A 23,137-nucleotide genomic window follows, 5' to 3' on the forward strand; every position below is an offset into this window, starting at 1 on the left:
GATGAGACCGTTTTATGGCGTTGATCTGCCCAACCCGCTGATGCTGGGCACCGCTCAATATCCAAGCCCCGCCATCCTTGAGGAGGCGTTCCGCGCAAGCGGTGCCGGGGTTGCTACCGTGTCGCTGCGCCGCGAAGGCGCAGGTGGCACCGGGCAGACCTTCTGGAAAATGATTCAGGATCTGGGCGTGCATGTGCTGCCCAACACGGCCGGCTGTCACACCGTGAAAGAGGCCGTGACCACCGCCCATATGGCGCGTGAGGTGTTTGATACCAAATGGATCAAACTTGAGCTCATTGGCCACACCGACAGCTTACAGCCAGATGTGTTCCAACTGGTCGAAGCTGCGCGCATTCTCTCCGAAGATGGCTTTGAGGTGTTTCCCTACACCACCGAAGACCTGATCGTGGGCGAGCGTCTTCTGGAGGCCGGCTGCGAGGTGCTGATGCCCTGGGGTGCGCCGATTGGCTCTGGTCGTGGCTTGAATAATATCTATGCGCTGCGTGCGATGCGCGCCGAATTCCCCGATGTGCCCCTGGTGGTCGATGCGGGCATTGGCCTGCCGTCACACGCGGCTGCGGCGATGGAGCTTGGCTTTGATGCGGTGCTGCTCAACACCGCTGTGGCCCGCGCAGGCGATCCTGTGGCTATGGCGCGCGCCATGATCAGGGCCGTAGAGGCAGGGCAGGCGGCGTTTGAAGCCGATCCAATTGAGGCACGCGATATGGCTGAAGCCTCCACGCCCGTCATTGGAAAGGCTTTTCTGTCATGACCTTGCACAAATTCTATCCGATTTTTGATGATGTCAGCTGGCTCAAGCGGATGCTGCCGCTTGGCATCAAGCTGGTGCAGCTGCGCATCAAAAATCAAACCGAGGCGCATGTGCGCGCTCAGATCGCTGTGGGTCAGGCGCTTTGCCGCGAATACGGCGCTGTACTGGTGATCAATGACTACTGGCAGGCGGCAGTGGATCTGGGCTGTGACTGGATCCACCTCGGTCAGGAAGACCTCGATGACGCCGATTTGAAAGCGATCCGGGCGGCGGGGCTCAAAATGGGTGTCTCAACCCATGATGATGATGAGCTGGAGCGTGTTCTGGCGATGGACCCAGACTATGTGGCGCTTGGCCCGGTCTACCCAACCATTCTGAAAAAGATGAAATGGCATCAACAGGGGCTGCCAAGGGTCACCGAATGGAAAGAACGGGTTGGCGACGTGCCACTCGTAGGCATCGGTGGCATGTCGGTGGAGCGTGCGCCAGGCGTGCTCGAAGCTGGCGCAGATATTGTTTCTGCGGTCACCGATATCACGCTGAACGATGATCCAGAGGCACGCGTGCGCCGGTGGCTGGAGGTCTGCGCGTGAGCCGCTATGCGCGCCAGATGATCCTGTCCGAAGTGGGCGAAGATGGTCAGGCAAGGCTGGCGGCGGCCCATGTGCTCGTGATTGGCGCAGGCGGGCTCGCGGCACCGGCTTTGCCGCTGCTGGCAGGTGCAGGTGTGGCGCGTATCACCATTGTGGATGGCGATCAGGTCGAACTGTCCAATCTGCACCGACAGACGCTTTTTACGGAGTTGGATCAAAGACAAGCCAAGGCCGAAGTGGCCGCTGCCCGCTGCCGCGCAATCAACAGCGAAATTGATGTGGTGTCGGTGATTGGCAAACTCACACCTTCCAACGCGCCGAAGCTGTTGCAAGGCGTAACCCTCGTGATGGATTGTGCAGACAGCTACGCGGTGAGCTATACACTCAGCGATCTCTGTTTTGCGCGCAACATTCCCCTGATCACCGCTTCCGCATTGGGCCTGTCTGGCTATGTCGCAGGTGTCTGTGGCGGCGCGCCCTCGCTGCGTGCGATCTTCCCGGAAGCGCCGCAAAATGCAGCAAGCTGTGCCACTGCAGGTGTGATGGGGCCGGTGGTGGCTATGATGGGGGCCATGCAGGCGCAGATGGCGCTGGCGTCCCTGATGGGGCAGACCCCAAGCCCGCTTGGCCAGATGGTGCAGTTTGATGCCAAAACCCTGCGCAGTGCGCCCTTTCGGTTTGAGGGCGCGCCCGAACCTGTTCAGGCTTTTGCCTTTGTGGCACCGGAAACACTTGCACCCTCAGATACCATCGTGGAGCTGCGCAGCAGCGAGGAGGCGCCAACACCGGCGCATCCAGATGCGCTGCGCATTGCACCCGATCAATTGAAAGATCACCTGCCAGCAGCCGAGGGGCGGCTGGCACTTTGTTGCGCAACGGGGCTTCGCGCTTGGCGTGCCGCAGAGCAAACCCATGAGATTTGGCCGGGCGAGATTGTGCTCGTCGCAGCCTCAGCTTCTTAGTTGAAAGGACATAGAATGAAGCACTTGATGAAAGCCTCTGTCACGGCGATCGCCCTGATGGCTGCCGCCCCTGCCATGGCGGCGGATAAGATGACTCTCCTGCTGGATTGGTTCATCAACCCCGACCACGGTCCGATCATTGTGGCCCAGGAAAACGGCTATTTTGCCGAGCAGGGGCTTGAGGTGGAAATCGTACCGCCAGCGGACCCATCCATGCCACCACGTCTTGTGGCGGCAGGTCAGGCAGATCTCGCTGTATCCTACCAGCCGAATCTGCACCTGCAAATTCATGAAGGTTTGCCGTTGAAGCGCGTCGGCACTCTGGTTGCGACCCCGCTGAATTGCCTTCTGGTGATGAAAGATGGCCCGATCAAAACTCCTGCGGACCTGAAAGGTAAAAAGATTGGGTTCTCCGTAGCTGGCGTTGAAGAGGCGGTTCTGGGTGCGGTCCTGAACAAATACGGCGTCGATCTCGCAGATGTCGAATTGGTGAACGTGAACTTCTCGCTTGGGCCGTCAGTCATGTCGGGTCAGGTCTCTGCGGTGATTGGCGCTTATCGTAACTTTGAACTCAATCAGATGGATATCGAAGGCGCGCCGGGCACCTGTTTTTACATCGAGGAAGAGGGTGTGCCGTCTTATGACGAGCTGATTTACGTTGCCAACCCTGACACGATGGATGCCGACAAAGTGGCGCGGTTCCTTGCGGCGACTGAGAAGGCCACGCAATATATCGTGAACAACCCCGACAAGAGCTGGGAAATCTTCTCCAGCACCTCCGTGGAACTTCAGGATGAGCTGAACGTGCGCGCTTGGGCGGACACATTGACCCGTTTCGCTCTGCGCCCAGCTGGTTTTGACGCTGGCCGCTATGCCCGTTTTGAGCAGTTTCTGCATGACAGCGGTATGATCGACAGCATCAACCCAGTTGATGCGATCACCATTGATGTGACTGCAGAATGAGTGCGCCAGATTATGGCCGTGCCTTCGCGCTATTGCGCGCGGAGGCGGGCGACGCATGGGGGGCTTACACCCGCCATGCGTTTGTCGAAGGTCTGAAAGACGGCACGCTGCCGCGCGAGTCTTTTCTGCATTATCTGCGTCAGGATTACGTTTTTCTGATCCACTTCTCCCGCGCTTGGGCGTTGGCGGTGGTGAAATCGGAAACTCACGAGGAAATGCTCGCCGCTGTGGCCACGGTGAATGCGCTGGTCGCAGAAGAGATGCAGCTCCATGTGGGCATTTGCGAGGCCGCAGGCATCCCACAAGAAGAGCTTTTTGCGACCCCGGAACGTGCCGAAAACCTCGCCTACACCCGCTTTGTGCTGGAGGCTGGCTATACCGGTGATCTGCTGGATCTGCTGGCGGCGCTTGCGCCCTGTGTGCTCGGCTATGGTGAAATCGGTGCGCGTCTGGGGCAGGAAAAATCTTCTGAGACCTACGCAGACTGGATCGCCACCTATTCCGGCGAAGGCTTCCAGGGCGATTGCGCGGCTGTTGGGCAGTTGCTTGACAGCGCGCTTGAACGTCGCTTGGGCAAAGACTTTGACAAGAGCCCTCGTTTCGCAACGCTGTGTGAGAAATTTCGCAAAGCCACAGAGCTTGAAGTCAGCTTCTGGCAGATGGGCATGACACCATGACATCAGCGCCCGGCATCCTCTTTGAAGGAGAGGCGACCATTGAGGGGCGCAGGCTTTTTGCACCTTTGTCTCTGACACTGGATGCCGGGCGTTGGACTTGCCTGCTAGGTGGGTCAGGCGTGGGCAAAACAACGGTTTTGCGGCTGCTGGCTGACCTTCCAACAGGTGCCGTCTTTGACGGCTCCATCACTGCCACAGATGGCACACATGTCGCCGATCAGATCGCTTATATGGCGCAGGATGACCTGTTGTTGCCCTGGGCCACGGTTGAGAAAAACATCGCGCTGGGCACCCGCCTGCGGGGACAAAAGCTGGATGACGCCCGATTGGCCCGCCTTCTTGACCGCTGTGGCTTGCGTGACCATTTGGGCAAACGTCCCAGCGAGCTTTCTGGTGGACAGCGTCAGCGTGTGGCGCTTGCGCGCACTCTAATGGAAGACAAGCCCATCATCTTGCTGGACGAGCCGTTTTCGGCGCTGGATGCACAGACCCGCGCGTCGATGCAGGATCTGGCTGTGGAATTGCTGGCGGGGCGCACCGTTTTGGTGGTGACTCATGATCCGGGCGAAGCCGCGCGATTGGGCCATGCCATCCATGTTATGACATCAGAAGGTCTGACCTCTGTGGTGCCACCTGCCACCGCTGTGCCCCGCGCGGTTGAGGCAATTGAAACACTGACGTGCCAATCAGATCTGCTGCGCTTACTTATGGGACAGGCCGCATGAAGATTATCCCGGCGCTTGCTGCGACTGTTTTTGCTGTCGCGATCTGGCAGTTGATCGTGTCTCTCACTGACTTGCCGCGCTTCATTCTGCCCGGACCTCTCCTTGTGGCCGAAACTTGGTGGACCAATCTGGCCGTGATTGCAGAGCATACATTGGTGACCGCGCAGGAAGTGCTGATCGGTCTCGCCATTGGAACGGCTCTGGGCATCGTGACCGCACTCCACCTAGCGACGTCAAAAACCGCCCGCATGTTGGTGCAGCCGATCCTTGTGTTTACGCAAGCGCTGCCGGTGTTTGCGCTTGCTCCGATCCTGACACTCTGGCTTGGCTATGGCCTTTGGTCCAAAGTCGCCATGGCGGTTCTGATCATTTATTTCCCGGTGACGTCTGCGTTTTTTGACGGTTTGATGCGCACGCCATCGGGCTACCTTGATCTTGCAAAAACCATGCAAGCGAGCCCGTTTCGCGTGCTGTGGCTGATCCGCGTGCCGGCTGCGCTGCCTTCATTGGGCGCAGGTGTGCGGCTGGCCGCGGTTTATGCACCGATTGGCGCAGTCATCGGTGAATGGGTGGGGGCATCCAAAGGACTTGGATACCTGATGCTGCTTGCCAATGGCCGCGCCAAAACCGATCTGATGTTTGCGGCGATGCTCACGCTTGGTGTGTTGTCGGTGTTTCTCTACCTCATGGTTGCAAAACTCACCCGTCAGTTGGGGGACCGAGAAAGTTAGGCTTACATCTGTGAATATCCCAAATATTGCTTGATTTTGCGCCTGACACCTTGGGCGCAGATCGCAGAATGCAAAAATCAGTCTGAAAATAAGCTTTTGGATTATTGGTTAAGGGTTCTTTAACCACTCAGTGCCACTCACAAGGCAGTGAACAAATCAACTTATTGCTGATCCAAACATGGCTCGACTGCGCACGACAAAGCGAATTTTGCGCCTACGAAGTGGGGTTGCGCTGAGCATTTTGCTGGTCGCATCCATTGCCGCCATGTGGATCGTGTTGGCCGGCCGCGAGGCGGTTGCAACCCAAACGCGCAATACGACCTGTATTGATACGATCCTTTTGTCTTTGTCTGAAATGGCAATTGCGCTGCATCAGATTGAGGATGCGGACAATGTCTATCGCGTTAGCGCGTTCGAAAGCCAAATCCGGCAGGCGGTGGTTGCGGCCAACGAAGCCCACACCGCGCTATCTGACGAAAAAGGAGTGAACGCGTTCTCTCCAGCGGCCCAGGATATTCTGCGGCAGGCAACGTTCAACCCGCTGCAGGAACTTTCTGAAGTCATCTCTTTGGCTGAAATCGTGGTCGATCCGGCTGAAGCCGACGAAGCAACACACACAGCGGCCAATCTTGCATCAGACTTGGCATACCGATTGATGCCATTCTTTGATCGCATCCGGCAATATGAACTGGAAGCGGCGGAGGTTATTGCAGATCGCCAAGTCATTTATGGCGCGGCCGCGTTGCTGGTGTCTCTCTGTGGGGTGGTGTTTGCCGCCCTCTTTGCGCACCTCCCCATGGAACAATATGTGTTGAATGCTCAGCGCGATATTGAACGCAGTCAGCGGGCTGCCGAAGCCGCTTCTGAGGCAAAAACGATGTTTCTGGCGACAATGAGCCACGAGATCCGAACGCCGTTGAACGGTGTGTTGGGATTGGCAGATGTGTTATCCGACACAAAGCTGGATCCCGACCAACGGCGCATGCTGGGGATGATTTCGAGCAGCGGCAACAACCTGTTGCAGATGATCAATGACATCTTAGACCTTGCAAAACTAGAGGCCGGCAAAACCTCTCTTGAGTTTGTCGATTTTGATCTGGAAATGGTATGTCGGGAGACAACAGAACTTTTTTCCGGTCAGGCAGTGCGCCGGAACGTGCGTTTGAACGTGGAGTCGGCACATTCAGAGGCTGGGTGGTACCTGCACGGAGCTCAAGGGGCCGTTCGGCAAATTTTGAGCAATCTGGTCGGCAATGCGGTCAAGTTTACGGAAAACGGGACTGTTTCTGTGCGACTTGAGGATGTGCCGGGACCCGAAGGCGCACCAAGATTTGTGCGTCTGTCCGTAAGAGATGAGGGTATTGGCATTTCCCCGGATTCTCTGAAACGCATTTTTGATCAGTTTGAACAGGCAGATGCCTCCACAACAACTCGCTTTGGGGGCACAGGGCTTGGGTTGGCCATTGTAAAGCACTTGACGGAAACGATGAATGGTCATGTGCAAGTGAGCAGCGTTGTGGATGAAGGGTCTGAGTTTTCCTTGGTCTTCCCCGTTGCAAAAGCCTTGGCGCGCAAACAGGCGTCCAAAACGCAATTTACCAACACATTTGATAAACGTGTGCTTGTGGCCGATGATAACAAAGTCAATCAAATGGTGGCACAAAAGCTGCTCCAGAAACTTGGGTGCGATGTGCAACTTGCAAGCAACGGGCTTGAAGCTGTGAACATGGCGAGATCGTGGGCCCCCGACCTGATCTTGATGGATGTGCGCATGCCCGTCATGGATGGTTTGCAGGCCACACGTGCCATCCGCATGGATGCATCCATACCCAGCTCCGCAACTCTGCCAATCGTTGGGCTCTCAGCAAACACACGAGGCGAGCATGAGGAGGCAATAACCACCGTAGGAATGAGTGGGTATTTGCACAAACCAATCAATCGCGAAGCCCTCCTGACAGAGTTGATGCGGCATTGGACAACAGAAGACGCAGACGACTTAGATCCGAATGATCTGCCTAGCGGCTTAAGCGCGTGAGATTGTTGGGGATACGCTGGGCCTCGCTGCTGATAGTTGGCCTATTGCTGCCTTTGCCAGCACTGTCAGAGGATGTGCCTGCAACGCTTTATTCTTGGCGCGGCAGCGTCCCGCAGGATGTTTTTGACAGATATACTGAGGTCTACGGAGAGGATCTGATTGTAGACAGCTTCATGGCTGCCGATGAAGCCGAAGCCCGTCTTGCGCTTAAAGACGGCCCTACGACTTGGCGGTATTGCCGATCGAAGTCGTTCCGCGATTGTTGGCGAACAACACACTTCGGCCTGTGAAGACCCAAGTTGCGGCGCTGGAGGAGGTCGCCCCGACACTTCGTTTGGGTGTGTTCGACGCAGTGTTGCCCGATGTGTCCGATTATGTTGTGCCCTATCTTTGGGGATCGACAGGGATGATCATTGATGTGCCAGCAGTGCGCGCACGCCTTCCAGATGCGGCGCTAGACAGTTGGTCGTTGTTGTTTGATCCAAAGAATGCGGCGGCGCTCGCCGATTGCGGCATCTCGATTGTAAACTCCTCGCAAGAGGTTCTTGCGCTGACATTGAGTTATCTGGGCAAAGATCCCAATCGGTTTTCGGAGGAAGCTTTGGATGCGGCTTTCGGGACCCTTTCGCAAGTTATGCCATATGTCAGCAGCATCAGTGATCTGCACTACAGCAAACTCAGGAACGGCGAGGTCTGTATCGCCCTTGTTTGGAGTGTGCCTGGGGTGGCGCCTAAAATAGAGGGCTTTGGGGAGCAATACACCTATGTGCTTCCCAAAGAGGGGGCAATCATGTGGTCAAACGTGTTGGTCGCTCCTCGGACAAGAGAACCATCCCCCCATCGCCAAAAGCTGTTGTCGTTCGTTTTGTCAGAAGATGTCTTTGAACGTCTGGCCGCGCATTCCTTTGCGTCGATGTCACCTTTCGGCGAAGACGTCGCGCTGTCGCCGATGCAACACATGCTGAAGGCGGAAATCTTCCCAACCAATCAAATGCAGAGGCTCTTTATGCTAGAGCCGCTCACCGGAGCGCAGAAACACGATCTCGACACAAGATGGCGGCGGCTGCAGATCGGTCGATATCAGTAAGCGGTGGGCCCTTCGGCTTTGTTCAGAAGGACGCCGAGTATTGGTTTGACGCCTGAAAAGATCCGTTCGACCTTCTCCAATTCCTCGGCCGTTGACACACCGCCGCCTGCCACCAACAGGACAGCATCCACATTGGGCAAAAAGCCGAGAACATCGTCAAACTCCAAGGCCGGTGGCATATCAAACAGCATCACATCCGCGCAGAGCGTCTCTTCCAGCTCTTCCAACACAGAGGTGATCATTTCTGTTTGAAACAACTCCGCAGAGTTTTCTTCCGGGCGATCGTTCAGCGCCAAAGCCAGATTGGGCGCGGCTTTCACCAGAAAGTTCTCGGGTGCGATCACGCCGCTTAAATAGTCCGCCATTGTGTCGTGGGCGGTCAGCCCCAGTGTTTTGTCCAGACTGGGGGCGCGGAGGTCTAAATCCAGCAAAACTGTCCGCACCGAGTTCAGACGTGCCAAGGCGAATGCCAGATTGGCGGAGACAAAACTGCTTCCGCAACCACGCGTCGGCGCCGTGACCGCCACGCGACTCCAGCCATGTTCGTTGAGTGCCTGCAGCATGCGTGTGCGCAGCATGTCAAATGCGGCATGGGCCGGGTGGCTGCGTGATGCACTGATGATATGGTTTTGCGCCAAAACAGCATCGTCCACCGCGGCCACGCTGAGGTTGTTCCAGAACACCTCTGGATCCTGCAATGCAGGCAGGGTGTCCGCGGGCTCGCAGTTCGCTTCGATTTTGGTGTGCTCGTGTTTCATGGCGCAATTGTACCGTCTGTTTGGCAAAGAATTTATCAATCCAAACCGGTCAAAAGAAAGGCGGCATTGCGGAGATTGGGCGTCTCTTTCGCATAGGATCTACCTGAAAGGCTCTGTGCAGCCTTTATTGGTCTGAGATTTGTCGCCATGTCACTTCTTCCCGAGGGAGAAATCGGTTCCTTATGGTTTTAGTCTGATACACTGGACATGGACCTCAAGCATAGATAATCAAACACAAACTGCCCAGCCAATCAAAGCCAAGCAGCGTAGATATCAGGAGTATCACATGTTGAGAGCATTTGTTGCGGCTCTGGCTTTGTCTGCCTCTGTCGTTCAGGCAGCAGAGATTGAAACAGCGGGCGGGAAAGTCACGGTTGAGAATGTACCAGCGAAGATCGCTGTGTTTGATATCGCCGCGATTGATACGCTCACCGCCTTGGAAGTGCCGGTTGCCGGTGCGCCGGAGAAGCTTTTCGTAGATTACCTCTCTGAGGTTAGCGCATCCGCTGAAACCATCGGCAATATCTTTGAGCCAGACTTTGAAGCGGTCAATGCGCTGCAACCTGATCTTATCATTGTTGGCGGCCGCTCCTCCAGTCAGGGGCAGGCGCTGACGGATTTTGGCCAAGTCATTGACATGACCATCTGGAAAGACACGGTCGGCGAAGGTCTGGCCCGCTTGGAGGCTTATGGCGAACTCTACGGCAAACAAGAGGAAGCGGCGGCGCTGAAAGCGGATTTTGAGGCGAAACTGGCAGCCACAAAAGCGGCTGTTGCGGATCAAGGCACCGCGCTTGTGCTGTTGACCAATGGGCCTAAGATTTCCGCTTATGGATCTGCTGGTCGTTTTGGTTGGATCCACAAAGCGCTGGGGCTTCCCGAAGCGGTGGCAGACGTCGAGCAGGCTACACATGGGGAAGCGGTTTCTTTCGAGTTTATCAAAGACGCCAACCCGGACATCCTGATTGTGATTGACCGTCTGGCCGCCATTGGGCGCCCGGGCGATGCGGCCGCCGCAACGCTGGACAACGCGCTGGTTGCACAGACCAACGCCTGGAAGAACGGCAAAGTGGTCTATCTGAATGCCGCGGATGTCTATGTTGCAGGCGGCGGCATTCAATCGATGAACCGCACATTGGATCTTTTCCTGAATGCGATGAACGCCGGATAAGCTCTGTGAACAATCGCGCAGCAATAGCCGGAGCAGCGGCTGGAACATTGGTTCTGGCCGCTGTTTCGTTGTTTGTGGGGGTGATTGATCTCACCCCGCTGGATGTGCTGCGCGATCCGTCTGCACTGACGTTGCTTATCGACAGCCGGTTTCCCCGCACCGCAGCGCCGCTGATTGCGGGTGCAAGCCTGTCCATCTGCGGATTGATTTTGCAAATGCTGGTGCGCAACCGATTTGTGGAACCGATGACGGTTGGGACAGGTCAGGGCGCGGCGCTGGGCATTCTGCTGGTCACAGTATTTGCGCCAACCCTATCGATCTTTCTTAAAATGGTTCTGGCGTCCTCCACAGCTTTGCTTGCCAGCCTTGGCTTTCTTCTGATCGCACGTCGTCTGCCGCCAACACAGCCCCTGCTCGTGCCGCTGGTGGGCATGGTTTATGGCGGTATTCTGGGCGCAGCGGTCACGTTTTTCGCCTATCAGGCGGATATGCTACAATTCATTGAAACCTGGCTCAGCGGGGATTTCTCCGGCGTGATGCGCGGGCGCTATGAGCTCTTGTGGATCGGCGCATTGGCGGCAGGTCTGACCTATTTGATTGCCGACCAGATCGCGATTGTCGGTCTGGGGCGAGATGCCAGCATCAACCTCGGTTTGAACTACAATCAAGTGATGATCCTCGGGCTTCTGGTGATCTCGATTGTGTCGGCGCTTACGGTTGTCACGGTTGGGGCAATCCCCTTTGTGGGCCTGATCGTGCCCAATATTGTCAGCCGCTGGTTTGGCGACAATCTGCGCGCCACCCTGCCAGTGACCGCTCTGGCGGGCGGGGCATTGGTGCTGTTGTCCGATATTCTGGGGCGTGTGCTGCGCTATCCGTTTGAAATTCCGGTTGGCACGATCTTGGGTGTGCTTGGTGCTTTTGCCTTCCTGTGGCTGCTCTACCGTGGGCCAAAGCATGCGCACTAAAGCCATCTGGATATCCGTCGCGCTTCTGCTGGTCTGTGCCGTGTTGTTCATGACACTGGAGGCGCGCGGCAGCTGGGAGTTCGTTCTGTGGTTCCGCGGGCGCAAACTTGTCGCGCTGTTGCTCGTCGGCGCCGCGATTTCCACGTCAACGCTGCTGTTTCAAACCATTGCCCGCAATAATCTGCTGACGCCTTCTATCATGGGATTCGACGCGCTCTACACGTTGATCCTGACGCTGTCCGTGTTCTTTCTTGGCAGTGTTGGCTTCAACCAGTTGCCGCCCGAAGTGGTGTTCCTTGTCACTGTGGTGGTGTTGATCGCCGCTGCGCTGGCGCTGTTTGGGACGTTGCTCGGCCAGCACAGGGCCGATCTGATGCGCATGGTTCTGACAGGGATCATCTTCGGCGTGCTCTTCCGCTCGCTCACAGCATTTGGCGTCCGCATGATTGATCCCAATGAGTTCGTGACCATCCAGGTCAAAAGCTACGCGCGCTTCAACTACATTGATGTGAACCTGCTATGGATGAGCCTTGTTCTGTCAGTCGCGGCTATCGCGTGGTGTTGGCACCTCCGTCGCCGGTTGGATGTACTGGCGCTTGGCTTTGACATCGCCACCAACCTCGGGGAAGCGGTCAGCAAACGTCAAACGCAGATCCTCATCCTGATCGCACTCTTGGTGGCGGTCTCTACGGCACTGGTTGGCCCGGTGGCATTTCTTGGGCTGTTGGTTGTCAGTCTTGCACGGCTTGTGTCCCCCAACGAACGCCACGCCACCTTGATCCCTCTGGCCGCGCTGATTGCAGGCATCGTTTTGGTCGGAGGCCAGACCCTGCTCGAACGCGTTTTCGATCTGGCCACGCCGCTCTCTGTTGTGGTCGACTTTGTCGGCGGCTTTGTTTTCCTTGTGCTCTTGCTGCGAAAGGCGCGGACATGATCTCCATTGAGAACCTCAGTTATGAAGTCGGCACCGCATGCATTTTGCAGGATGTCACTGTGACCTTGCCCAAAGGCGGGATGACAGCACTGATTGGGCCCAATGGTGCTGGCAAATCCACCTTGCTGTCGCATGTCGCCCGTTTGCTGCCAATCCAGACGGGAAAGATCTCTGTGGATGATCTGGAAGTCGGCAACTGTGACAGCTCCGCTCTGGCGCGGCGTCTTGCGATCCTGCCGCAGCAGGTGCACTTCGCCACCCGTCTGACGGTGCGTGATATGGTCGCCTTTGGCCGATACCCTCACAGTCAGGGTCGTCTTCGGTCTGAGGATCACAACAAAGTCGCGGAAGCTCTAGAGGCTTTTGGTCTGACACCGTTGCAAAACCGCTTCTTAGATACGCTTTCCGGTGGTCAGCGCCACAAGGCGCATGTCGCCATGACCTATGCGCAGGATACCGACTACCTGCTTCTGGATGAGCCGCTCAACAATCTGGATATCTCAGCGGCCAGAGCCTTGATGATTTTGCTACGTGATCTTGCAGACAACAGTGGCAAAACGATCGTGATTGTGGTGCATGATATCAACTTTGCAGCCCAATATGCGGACCATCTGGTTGTGATGAAACAAGGTCAAATCGCATGCGAAGGCAAACCGGTAGACTTGGTCACACAGGCGTTGTTGACGGATGTGTTTGATACAGACGCCCACGTTGCGTTGATAGAAGGTAAGCCATTTGTAATGCCATAGGGAAACTGGCACATAAGGCCAGTAATTCGTGCATGTTCACTGCTTTGCGCGAAACCTCATTGCGATTCGGCTGTTTTTCCTGATTTGAAATCCATCTATGGTAGCAATTCCAACCGATTTTTACGTTGCATTTTTAAATCTGCAACCCTTGGGATAATTTGCTGTAAGTACTTATCCAAAAAAGAGTTTTTCGGCCTGACGTTAAGGAAATCGCAGCTTCTGTGAAGTCAATGTCCAGCACTTAATAAGACTACCCAATCGGTGAGGACCTCGCGATGAAACTAAGACTCGTAATGCTGTTGGTAATTGGCCCGCTATTTGCGTACGCCGCTTACCTCAAATTTCAAGATATCGCTCACCAACGTTCCGTACTTGCAAAAGCGCATGACATCGCTGTTGTGACACATGAAGGCGTTTTGATTGACGATCTGGTACACGAGTTGCAAAAAGAGCGTGGGTTTTCTGCTGGTTTCATAGCGTCGCGCGGACGCGCCTTTGAAGATGAATTGGCGTCTCAGCGCCGACATACAACACAGGCTCTCTCGGCGCTAACGCAAGAGCTGGAAATGCTGCAGATCTTGATGCCTGAACTCATGGCTGAGGCCAACAGTCGTCTCTCACAATTGCAGGACATGCGTTCCACTGTCGATGGCGTACCCGCGTCCGTCAAAGAGATGAAAGCCTACTACACAGGCGTCATCAATCTTCTGATCGAGCTGGCCCGACCGATTGTTGCGGACACCAAAGATGGGCGACTTCAGGTTGTGCTGCATGCGCGTGCGCTTATCGGATCCGCCAAAGAAAGCGCCAGTCAGGAGCGCGCGATGGGCGTAACCGGATTGAGCAGTGGTTTCACGCAGCCTGTCCAAACGCGTTTTGTGGCGCTTGGCGGCGCACAGATGGCATTGCTTCATGAAACGGCTGGGGATTTGTACGCAGCGAGTTGGGAAAAGTCGATTATGCAGAGCCCAGAGTACAAAGCTCTGCACACAGCGCGCAACCAAATCATTGCTGGCTTTGGCTCTCCGCGGGCGACCCCCATTTCAACTGCGCAGTGGTTCCAGATTTCTTCTAACTGGATTGATTTATTGCGCGCAAAAGAAGTGGAATTTGTCACTGAAGTCGAAGCGCTCACAGCCCAGATTGAGGCAGAAGCGCAGGACACGCTGCGCAACCTGATTTGGATCGGTGCCTTTGTGACGATTGCGGTTCTGGCCTTTGCCGCGCTGTCCTTTGAAAAAGTAATCGCGCGTATCAAATACCTGATCTCGGTGATCCACGCCTTTGACAAAGGCAACTATGAGATCGAGATCACTGGCACCACGGGACGAGATGAATTGAGCGAGATGGCCCGTGCGTTTGATCTGTTCAAGCAAGACACACTGAAAATGCAGGCCGCAACAGCCAAACTCCAGGCAGAGCAAGAGCGCTTGAAAGTTCAGCAAGACAAAGTGGTGGCCGAGATTTCGGCCGGACTTGAGTGTCTTGCAGAAGGAAATCTCACCTACCAATTCTGCGGGGAGTTCCCAGAAGAATATGAGACGCTGCGCGAAGATTTCGATGGCGCCATGGCGAAACTCAATGAAACGCTCTCCAGCGTCGTCGAAAATACCTCCAGCATTCGTCTGGCTGCCACTGAAATCACGGATGCGTCCATTGAGCTCTCGCGTCGCAGCGAAAGCCAAGCGGCCACGCTGGAAGAGACCTCCGCAGCCCTGGAAGAGCTGACATCCAGTGTTCAGGCCGCAGCAGAGGGTGCGCGCGGGGTGCAGGACACAACCGTTCGCGCCCGCACAGAGGCAACGGAAAGCGGTGCCGTGGTCAAGCAAGCAATTGACGCTATGTCCGAAATCTCCATGTCTTCCAGTCAGATTGCCCAGAACATCGGTGTGATTGACGACATCGCGTTTCAGACAAATCTTCTGGCCCTGAACGCCGGTGTTGAGGCCGCGCGTGCGGGCGAGGCTGGCAGCGGGTTTGCGGTGGTTGCCTCCGAAGTGCGGGCGCTTGCGCAAAAATCGTCTGAGGCGGCGACAGAAATCAAATCATTGATCAGCGAAAGTGCAGGCCACGTAGGCAATGGCGTTGAGCTGGTAAATCGCACGGGCACTGCGCTGGACAGCATCGTGGATCGCGTGGGGCACATCTCAGAGCTGGTCTCGGAAATGGCCGTTGGCTCCAACGATCAGGCAACGGGTCTGGGCGAACTCAACGCCGGTGTGGCGCAGCTTGACCAGGTGACGCAGCAAAACGCGACGATGGCGCAAAACGCGAATTCCACTTGCCACACACTCAAGGAGGAAGCAGATGAGCTGGAGCAGCTCGTCGGCCAATTCAAACTCTTTGATCAGGCACACTCTTCTGCTGAAGGTGAGGAAAGCGCCTCACACGCAGTCGCTATGGTTGCCTAAAGCCGTTTGCGTTTTATATGAGACAATCGGATCGCTTCTCGCGTTCGGCCGAATGGCAGAGGCCGCGAGAAAGCGATCCAGTTGCACACGCAAATTGCGATGGGGTTACACCCTAACCCACAGGGCGGCGTCACTTATATTCAATGATGCGCATATTGCGTTTCATCAGGCGCCGCCAGTGAAACATAAATATTCCCAATGTGTTGGGGATCTTTGACAGGGTAATCAGCCGTGAATGTCGCCAAGCTTCCCAATACGGCAATCCTGCGGAGACGAGCCCGTTTTTCGTGCGAATATAGCTGGCAGTGTAAAGGGCAAGCACCAGAACAAAGGCCCAACGATTGGCCGCCAGTCCCCAGACAGCCAACATTGGCATGAGCGCGCCATAAACCAGTGCCCGCGCCTGTTCGCGCAAAGCGTAAGGCGGGTGCATCCAGCCCACCTGCGCATAAGCGTGGCCACCGCGTACCGCGCGTTGCCACCATTGTGAAAACGTCAGCATTGCAGCATCGTGGCGCGTCATTTCTTCTGGCAGGCGGCGCAATTTCCAACCCGCCTTACCAAGTCTAAGACAGAATTCTTCGTCCTCGCCGGCGATCACTGTCGGATCAAAGCCCCCCGCCTGCGCAAAGGCTGCGCTGCGCACCAGCATGTCGCCGCCGCAGACCGTGATCTCGCCCGCAGGCCTGTGCCATTCAAAGTCACATAATGCGTTGTAAACGCTACGCTCTGGGTAAAGTTCAGCCCGCCATCCTGTGACCAGTCCGAGCGTGTCGTCGGCTTTTAACGCAGCTTCGCCAGCGGAAATCCAAGCGGGGGCAACCATGCAATCCCCATCTACAAATTGCACAAACTCAGGCAGATCTTCGGTTTCGGCCAATGCATCAAAACCAGCCTGTCGCGCGCGCGCTGCGGTAAATGGTAAGCCGTCATCAAGTTCCACAACCAACGCACCAGCGGCGCGTGCTTCGGCGACAGAGGTGTCCGCGCTGCCGCTATCGACATAGACGATCTCGACACCCTGTGTGGCCAAAGACGTTAAACAGTCAACCAAACGCGCGCCCTCATTGCGCCCGATGACAATTGCAGTGGTTGCGCTCATTCTAGCCCGTCCCGAAGCAGCGCACCCAGACGCGCGGCCTCTTTGTGGATGTCAAATGCCGCTTCCACTTTGGCCCGCCCCGCAATCCCCATGGATCGGGCGCGCTCAGGATCGCTCAGGACCTCATCAATTGCGGTGGCCAAGGCGCTCACATCTCCCGGAGACACAAGCAATCCGGACACGCCGTCGCTCACCAGTTCCGGGATCCCGGCAATATGCGTCGCCACCACAGGGCGCTGCGCGGCCATTGCTTCCATCAGCACGACTGGCACGCCCTCAGCAAAGCTGGGCAGCACCAGCATATCCGCCCTTGCCAGAGCCTCAGCCACCTCGGTTTGGGACTTGTAGCCAACAAAGGAGACATGATGTAATAGCCCCGCAGATGAGACTTGCGATTGTAGCGCTTTCCGTCCGGGTCCGTCACCAATCACATTGAGATGCACATCAGGATGCGTTTGCACAAGCTGCTCAAGGCTGCGCAGCAAAATCGGCAATCCTTTGACCGGTGCCAGCCGCCCGACAAACAGCAGCTGCTTTCCCGATGCGCCGCCGCCTGGTGCATAGCGCTCAGGGTCTACCCCACAGTGGATGATATGCAGTTTGTTCCAGTGTTTTGGATGGCTGAAAGCCATGGCTTGGGATCGACAAAACTGGCTGATGCAGGCAACAAAGCGTGCGCGCGCGATTTTTGCGTCCAGCCGCCAGTGGTCTGGTGCAAAGAAAATGTCAGGACCATGGAGCGTGAAACTGAAGGGAATCCCCGACAGCTCTGATGTCAGCATCGCCACAGAACAGGACGATTTTGCAATGTGATTGTGCAAATGCCGTACACCGCGTTTGCGCAGATGTGTGGCCAGCACCGCCGCCTCCAGAAAGTAAAACAGCTGATAAATCTGGTTGCGCAGGCCGGGCGGTGCGGTTCTGATCGCCAACAGAACGGTGCGCAGAAATCGGGTTGGGCTGCGAAACAGGGCGCCAAAAACAGCAGAGATCAGCGTGATTGGTGATTTTGCAGCGGACAGAACATAAAACGTTCTCTCGGATTCGGCCCTTTGCTCTTCCCCAACAAGGTGCGCTTTGCCCGTGCGCTGCACAGAGCATGTCTCCACCGATTGCCCTTGCGCACGCAGCGCGGCCACCTCACGCTGAATAAACGTATCGGTTGCACGTGGGTATTCTCCGGTCAGATAGGCGATGGGGGCGGCTTGCGATGTCACGGCTGATGTCACGGTGTCTCGGTTTGATCTATTTGGCGCGCGAAATCTGCGGCCATGGCGGTTTCAAATGACACGCTTTTGGGTGCCCCAAGCACTTTGTGCATCCGGGCGTTGTCATATGTCAAAGGGCGATGGCGTGTTTCCAACACGGCACGGCGCAGAAGGCCGGGGATTTTTTCAGAATTTGGCGAGAGTGTCGCAATCGCCCGCCAGAGCCACAGTGGCGTGCGCACCACGCGTTTCGGCCACCCACCAGCTCTGAGCGCCCGTATAAATCGGCGTCGGTCGGGCAGATCGTCATCGACTACGTTGATTTTTTCAATGCCTGCGCGATTTTGGGCCGCCCAAAGCAAAATGGCAGCGGCGCGTTCGACACGACAAAGCGGCACAACCCCACCGCCATCAATCATCACCAACAAGGTTCTGAAGGCTGGCCCCACATGCGCGTTAAACGCACATCCCGGTCCCCAGACCGCGCCCAATCTGAGTATGCTCACCGCAACCCCATGCGTTTTTGCGGCGTCTTCAAACAAATCTTCCTGGGCTTGCTTTGCCTTGGCGTATGCTGTGCGCCCCTGAGTGCCCAACGGACAGGCTTCTGTCAGAACTCCATGATCTGGCAGGGTGCGCACATCATAAACGTCTAAAGAGCCTGCAAGTACCAGATGTGGCACTTTGGCAGAGACACTGGCCGCTATCACATGCGCACTCACCTCCAAGGTGTCGCGCCGCTGATCTCCAGACAGCGTTGCTGCGCAGTGGATCAGCGCATCAACCCCAATGAGCGCCTCTGCCAAAGTGTCGGTTTGTGTCGCCAAGTCCAATGCGACCAAGGTGATGTTGGGGTCTGCGCGCCATGAGGGCAGTGCGCTTTCCAATCGCCGGACAAAGGCAATGACATGCATGTCTTGCCGGCGTGCTTGCGCCACACAATGGCGCCCAATGAACCCGGCAGCGCCGGTGATCGCCACACACGCCATCATCAAACCGCCCAGGGCATGGGCGCAACAGGGTCACAGCGCGTCGTCATTTCCTGAATGCCATTCTCCGCCCCAGAAGCCTGTATCGCCAGCGTCACCTCGTTCAAATGCAGGGCAAAATCCGCTGACAGGCGGCAGTCTCTTCCTTCGGCCAGCGCATCCAGCATTTCTGCGGGCCCCAGCGCAAAGTTCATGGCCGCTGCGCCCCAGCGCGGCACTTTGGGATGTGACGCCCCACTCAGGCGCACACGCTTGCCGATCGGATGTTCCATCAACCGCCGCCGCATCACAAACCGTTTGTGAAAGCGCACAGCGGCCTCATTGTCCCAGGCGCGTTTAACCGCCAGCACGCCCTTTTCACCAAACACCTGAATGCTGTGATTGTGGCTTGCAACAATGGAACAGGTCAGCCGTGCCACGACGCCATTCTCAAAAAACAGTGTCGCGGTTGAAAAATCTGGCGTGCCCTGCACACCTTTGTCAGGCAGGCACTCCGCCGACGCTGCGACAACCCGGCGGACCGTGCCAAACATGGCAATCAGCCATGTTAGATAATACCCTGCATGCTCCAACGTGCAGCCCACCGAAAACTCATCAGTCGCAGGCCAAGGCGCGCCGCTGTCGCTCTTCCAGTCCGCATAGGGCGCTTGGGGTATGAAGCCATCATCAAGTTCGGCATAGATCAGGCGCACCGCGCCGGCCACATCTTCACGGATGGCCTTTGCCAGTGTTTGCGCCGCTTCCCCCAGGAAAGAGCAGGGCGCAGAGGCCAGCAGCAAACCGTTGCGCGCGGCCAAGTCATGCAAGGTGATGGCGTCCGCCATCTCCATGGCCAGAGGTTTTTCCGAATATACGTGATGCCCGGCCTTCAGGCAGGTCTCTGTAATCTCAAAATGCGCGGTAGGATTGGTCAGGTTGAGCACCAAAGAGCCTTTGGGCAAATTGCCGAGAAACCGATCCAGACTCTCCGCTATGTGGAGGTTCCAATGCTGGGCAAAAGCCTTCAGCCGTGCGGGATCATGGTCGTACACCTGTGTCACCGCGATATCGGGATGGGCGGCAAACGAACGCATATAGAGATCGGCGACAAAACCACATCCGATAATGGAAACACTGCGCCTGTTCGTCATCACCATCGCGAAACTATCCCTGTAAACTCTTCAAACAGATTATAGGGTTATGGGCATCTTTGGCAGACATCAGTGGGGCCGCTTTCTCCAGATGTGGCGCAATTGAACCACTTGGCGCATATTCAACCCTGTGATTGTGACAGTCGATTTTTCTTGGTGCTAAGCTGTGCCCCATCCAAGGTCCAAGGGTCATTTTTTGCAGTTTTCCACGCGCACGCAGCCGATAACCGTGAATATCGCATCGCTCACCGCGCTGCGCACAGCGGTGCGTGGGCGTTTTGCCTCTGGCGACGGCTTTGCTCTGGCAACGGTCAATCTGGATCATCTGGTTAAGCTACAGAAAGATGTGGCCTTTTGTGAGGCTTATCTGGCGCAGGATTTTGTCGTCGCGGATGGCAATCCGATTGTTTGGCTGTCCCGTCTTGCGGGCAAAGAGGTGGCGCTCCTGCCCGGTGCAGATCTTGTGCGGCCGCTTATGCAATGGGCGGCAGACGATCAGGTGCCAGTGGCGTTGATCGGGGGGACAGAGCGCGCGCTTACGGCTGCTGCGCATGCGCTCAGAGCAGAGGTGCCGCACGTGGATATCGTGGCCACGATTGCCCCGCCCATGGGCTTTGATCCTGACAGTGCCGCCGCAGAGATTGTGTTACAGCAAGCAGCCGACGCTGGCGCGCGGATGGTGTTTTTGGCATTAGGTGCCCCAAAACAGGAACGTCTCGCTGCGCGCGGGCGCCAGCTTGTCCCGCACATGTGTTTTGCCAGCATCGGCGCGGGATTGGATTTCTGGGCTGGCACGCAGAGACGCGCGCCGCTTTGGGTGCGTAAGTTGGCGTTGGAATGGCTGTGGCGCCTGCTCTCCAATCCGGCCAGATTGCTCACGCGGTATCTGCGGTGTCTGACCTTCTTGCCCGTTCTGGTTCTTGCCGCACTCAAACAGCGCAACACCTCAGGAAGATAAAGATTTGGCAGTGAGGCGTTTTCGCCGCGCATAGGGCGGCACCACATAGCCTGCGAACAAGTAGAATTGAGTGGCCCTCAGGGGCGGTTTACTGCGGATCTTACTGGGGATGTCGCGTCATAACCGGGTAAAAAACAGCCCGCATGCGCTCAGCCGCAGCATTGGTCACCAGATTGTTGTCAAAAAACTGTCCAACCCCTGTCTGAACCGCATCACAGAGGAACGGATCACAAAACCATTGCCAGGTATCGATGATCTGTGCACCGCTTCTTTGCAATGCAGCCTGCGCACCGGCCGCACGTTGATTGGCATCCGTCACACTGATCTGTCCAATGCGATGTGCCAATTGAGGCGGCACTCTGCCATGCACCAAGGCCCGCGCAACATCGGGGGAGCGATAATGCTCAAACTCGGGCGGTTGCCGCAGCACAAATACGTCGCGGTCCAACACGGCGATTTCATTCACCGTCGCGGCGAGCGCTGTGGCCAACAGTCTGTCTTGCGTCATTGGGCCAAAGGTCGGGCTGCTCAGGCGGATTTTCTTGTGGGCATCGTGACCGATCCCCGCGCCGTCTGCGTAATAGGACCATCGCCCGATCAATAGAACGTCACGCAGATAGGGCAGGGATTGCAACGCGGTTTTGATGTGTTGGTTTGCCTCTGCGCAGGCTGCATCATTTGCCTGCGATGTGGTACGCTCTGACTTGCGGATATCAAACACCGGCGCGCAACCCTCACGCCATATCACCAGCCCACTGCGTTGTGTTTCCTGCGCAGCTTGATCCAAACCGGCCAAATACGCCCGCGCGTGCTCATCTCCCCAGATGATCAGGGTGTGTTCGCGGGTTTGCGGACCTATGGGGCAGACCTCCAACCCTTTGAAAGCTCCGGTGTCGGCTGTGTGGCAACGTGAAAGATCCTGGGCGACGTCGCCGGCGGCCGCGATGTGCAAGCGTGCCTGCGCATCGAAGCGTTGGGGCAGCCCATCGGTGCGATAAATCCCAAAGGAAAAGCTCACCGCCAGCGCAGAGGCGGCCACCATGGCACTGAGCAACGACCAATTCGCCAATTGGGTGGTGTTGCGCACAGGCTCTTCGATCAGCCGCCAGGACAGGGTGGCCAATACAAAGGAAATGGCCATCCAAAGCGCGGTTTCTGCTGGTCCAGCATAGCTTTGCTGCAAATAGGTGGTGAGTGCATAAACCGGCCAATGCCACAGATAAAGCGAGTATGAAATCAGGCCAATCAACACCGGCACCCGCATGGAGAGCACGTGATTGACCCAGTTCTTTTGGTGCCCATTCGCGATCACCAAAAGTGTGCCGAGCACAGGCATCACCACTTGCCACCCCGGAAAGGTTTCGCTCGCCTCCATAAAGCAGATTGAGACCAACAAAAGGCTCACACCGACCCAGCTGAGGGCCTGATGCGCACGCAGGATGTCTGGGCGCTCAATGCGCAGAATGGCCAGACCAACCCCTGCAAGCAGTTCCCAGGCGCGGAAAGGAAACAGGTAAAACGCTGCGGCCTGCGCATGTGGCACAACCAACAGACTGCCCAGCAGGGAAACGGCAAAACAGGCGGCCAGCGTGATATAGATGGCGCGCGCACTGCGTGCAAAAACCAGAAAGATCAGTGGCAGGAAAACATAAAACTGCTCTTCCACAGAGAGCGACCATGTATGCAGCATGATCTGCTCTTCTGCGGCGCCATCGAAAGGTCCGGATTGCCCATAAAACAGCACATTCGACAGAAAGACCGTCGCGGCCATAATCCCCTTTGCTGTGTTGTGAAAGTCGCTTGGCAGCAAAATCCAGGAGCCGACCACCAAAACGGCAAAGATCATGGCAAAATAGGCGGGGGCAAGCCGTCGTATCCTGCGCATCAAAAACGATCCCAACGCGACACGCCCGGTGTGCTGATGTTCACGCCACAACATGCCGCCGATCAAAAAACCTGAAATCACAAAGAAGATGTCGACACCAACAAAACCGCCGCCAAAGCCGGGCACTCCAAAGTGATGAAACATCACCGCCAAAATCGCGATGGCACGCAGCCCGTCAATCTCTTTGCGATGATCGGGCTCTCCAAACACAGCCGCTGTTTGCGTGCTGGGCGCGATTCTTGCGCTGTCTGTTTGATCCGAAAACTCTTGTTTATAAGCACGAGGCATGCGCGCGCAGTTCCTTACTTCAGTAGAGTTGGCGCACAGAA

The 23,137-nt window shown here is 56.5% G+C and carries 21 protein-coding genes; 15 read left to right on the forward strand and 6 right to left on the reverse strand.

Going from position 1 to position 23,137, the window contains the following annotated elements; translation table 11 throughout:
* Nucleotide 1 precedes the first annotated feature (1 nt).
* The 9 genes from PJL69_RS17610 to PJL69_RS17650 all read left to right on the forward strand — a co-directional run bounded on the left by PJL69_RS17610 (nucleotide 2) and on the right by PJL69_RS17650 (nucleotide 8,545).
* Entirely contained in the window at nucleotides 2-772 is a 771-nt protein-coding gene (locus PJL69_RS17610) for a thiazole synthase (RefSeq protein ID WP_271310840.1), read from the forward strand.
* Complete coding sequence (locus tag PJL69_RS17615) at nucleotides 769-1,365, forward strand: thiamine phosphate synthase (RefSeq protein ID WP_271310841.1); 597 nt, start codon at nucleotides 769-771, stop codon at nucleotides 1,363-1,365. The genes PJL69_RS17610 and PJL69_RS17615 overlap by 4 nt, the downstream gene beginning before the upstream one ends.
* On the forward strand, nucleotides 1,362-2,327 hold the full coding sequence (locus PJL69_RS17620; RefSeq protein WP_271310842.1) for a HesA/MoeB/ThiF family protein: 966 nt from the start codon (nucleotides 1,362-1,364) through the stop codon (nucleotides 2,325-2,327). The genes PJL69_RS17615 and PJL69_RS17620 overlap by 4 nt, the downstream gene beginning before the upstream one ends.
* Nucleotides 2,328-2,354: 27 nt before the next feature.
* Nucleotides 2,355-3,290: an ABC transporter substrate-binding protein gene (locus PJL69_RS17625; RefSeq protein ID WP_271310933.1), complete on the forward strand. Its 936-nt coding sequence runs from the start codon at nucleotides 2,355-2,357 to the stop codon at nucleotides 3,288-3,290.
* The gene (tenA, locus tag PJL69_RS17630) at nucleotides 3,287-3,967 is read left to right on the forward strand and encodes a thiaminase II (RefSeq protein ID WP_271310843.1); all 681 of its coding nucleotides are present in this window, start codon (nucleotides 3,287-3,289) and stop codon (nucleotides 3,965-3,967) included. Before PJL69_RS17625 ends, tenA begins: the two co-directional genes overlap by 4 nt.
* Complete coding sequence (locus tag PJL69_RS17635) at nucleotides 3,964-4,692, forward strand: ABC transporter ATP-binding protein (RefSeq protein ID WP_271310844.1); 729 nt, start codon at nucleotides 3,964-3,966, stop codon at nucleotides 4,690-4,692. Before tenA ends, PJL69_RS17635 begins: the two co-directional genes overlap by 4 nt.
* Entirely contained in the window at nucleotides 4,689-5,423 is a 735-nt protein-coding gene (locus PJL69_RS17640; protein ID WP_271310845.1) for an ABC transporter permease, read from the forward strand. Before PJL69_RS17635 ends, PJL69_RS17640 begins: the two co-directional genes overlap by 4 nt.
* Before the next feature lie 178 nt (nucleotides 5,424-5,601).
* Nucleotides 5,602-7,458, forward strand: coding sequence for an ATP-binding protein (locus PJL69_RS17645; RefSeq protein ID WP_271310846.1), 1,857 nt, complete (start codon nucleotides 5,602-5,604; stop codon nucleotides 7,456-7,458).
* Between the two features lie 226 nt (nucleotides 7,459-7,684).
* On the forward strand, nucleotides 7,685-8,545 hold the full coding sequence (locus PJL69_RS17650) for an extracellular solute-binding protein (RefSeq protein WP_271310847.1): 861 nt from the start codon (nucleotides 7,685-7,687) through the stop codon (nucleotides 8,543-8,545).
* On the opposite strand, the gene PJL69_RS17655 is transcribed toward PJL69_RS17650, so the two are convergent.
* A complete protein-coding gene (locus PJL69_RS17655) occupies nucleotides 8,539-9,303 on the reverse strand; it encodes a CpsD/CapB family tyrosine-protein kinase (protein ID WP_271310848.1) in 765 nt (254 codons plus the stop codon). The genes PJL69_RS17650 and PJL69_RS17655 overlap by 7 nt on opposite strands.
* Nucleotides 9,304-9,589: 286 nt before the next feature.
* Here PJL69_RS17655 and PJL69_RS17660 point away from each other — a divergent pair, with 286 nt between their 5' ends.
* The 5 genes from PJL69_RS17660 to PJL69_RS17680 all read left to right on the forward strand — a co-directional run bounded on the left by PJL69_RS17660 (nucleotide 9,590) and on the right by PJL69_RS17680 (nucleotide 15,536).
* Nucleotides 9,590-10,474, forward strand: a complete 885-nt coding sequence (locus tag PJL69_RS17660) for a siderophore ABC transporter substrate-binding protein (RefSeq protein WP_271310849.1) — start codon at nucleotides 9,590-9,592, stop codon at nucleotides 10,472-10,474.
* A gap of 5 nt (nucleotides 10,475-10,479) precedes the next feature.
* The gene (locus tag PJL69_RS17665) at nucleotides 10,480-11,442 is read left to right on the forward strand and encodes an ABC transporter permease (protein WP_271310850.1); all 963 of its coding nucleotides are present in this window, start codon (nucleotides 10,480-10,482) and stop codon (nucleotides 11,440-11,442) included.
* On the forward strand, nucleotides 11,432-12,376 hold the full coding sequence (locus PJL69_RS17670; protein WP_271310851.1) for an iron chelate uptake ABC transporter family permease subunit: 945 nt from the start codon (nucleotides 11,432-11,434) through the stop codon (nucleotides 12,374-12,376). Before PJL69_RS17665 ends, PJL69_RS17670 begins: the two co-directional genes overlap by 11 nt.
* Nucleotides 12,373-13,125, forward strand: a complete 753-nt coding sequence (locus tag PJL69_RS17675) for an iron ABC transporter ATP-binding protein (RefSeq protein ID WP_271310852.1) — start codon at nucleotides 12,373-12,375, stop codon at nucleotides 13,123-13,125. Before PJL69_RS17670 ends, PJL69_RS17675 begins: the two co-directional genes overlap by 4 nt.
* Nucleotides 13,126-13,400: 275 nt before the next feature.
* Entirely contained in the window at nucleotides 13,401-15,536 is a 2,136-nt protein-coding gene (locus PJL69_RS17680; RefSeq protein WP_271310853.1) for a methyl-accepting chemotaxis protein, read from the forward strand.
* 130 nt (nucleotides 15,537-15,666) lie between these two features.
* Here the strand turns inward: PJL69_RS17680 and PJL69_RS17685 are convergent, their stop codons facing one another.
* From PJL69_RS17685 to PJL69_RS17700, 4 genes are read right to left on the reverse strand one after another with little or no spacing between them, the layout of a single operon-like run.
* A complete protein-coding gene (locus tag PJL69_RS17685) occupies nucleotides 15,667-16,638 on the reverse strand; it encodes a glycosyltransferase (protein WP_271310854.1) in 972 nt (323 codons plus the stop codon).
* Entirely contained in the window at nucleotides 16,635-17,855 is a 1,221-nt protein-coding gene (locus PJL69_RS17690) for a glycosyltransferase family 4 protein (protein ID WP_271310855.1), read from the reverse strand. Before PJL69_RS17690 ends, PJL69_RS17685 begins: the two co-directional genes overlap by 4 nt.
* 8 nt (nucleotides 17,856-17,863) lie before the next feature.
* Nucleotides 17,864-18,838, reverse strand: a complete 975-nt coding sequence (locus PJL69_RS17695; protein ID WP_271310856.1) for an NAD-dependent epimerase/dehydratase family protein — start codon at nucleotides 18,836-18,838, stop codon at nucleotides 17,864-17,866.
* Nucleotides 18,838-19,971 carry a Gfo/Idh/MocA family protein gene (locus tag PJL69_RS17700; RefSeq protein WP_441347508.1) on the reverse strand — a complete coding sequence of 378 codons (1,134 nt, stop codon included), beginning with the start codon at nucleotides 19,969-19,971 and terminating at the stop codon, nucleotides 18,838-18,840. Before PJL69_RS17700 ends, PJL69_RS17695 begins: the two co-directional genes overlap by 1 nt.
* A 190-nt stretch (nucleotides 19,972-20,161) precedes the next feature.
* Between PJL69_RS17700 and PJL69_RS17705 the strand changes: the two genes are divergently transcribed.
* On the forward strand, nucleotides 20,162-20,923 hold the full coding sequence (locus tag PJL69_RS17705; RefSeq protein WP_271310857.1) for a WecB/TagA/CpsF family glycosyltransferase: 762 nt from the start codon (nucleotides 20,162-20,164) through the stop codon (nucleotides 20,921-20,923).
* A gap of 100 nt (nucleotides 20,924-21,023) precedes the next feature.
* Here PJL69_RS17705 and PJL69_RS17710 read toward each other — a convergent pair whose 3' ends face one another.
* On the reverse strand, nucleotides 21,024-23,096 hold the full coding sequence (locus PJL69_RS17710) for an acyltransferase family protein (protein WP_271310858.1): 2,073 nt from the start codon (nucleotides 23,094-23,096) through the stop codon (nucleotides 21,024-21,026).
* Nucleotides 23,097-23,137 lie beyond the last annotated feature (41 nt).

Origin of the sequence: Shimia sp. MMG029 (assembly GCF_027947445.1) — a bacterium.
GTDB lineage: Bacteria > Pseudomonadota > Alphaproteobacteria > Rhodobacterales > Rhodobacteraceae > Shimia.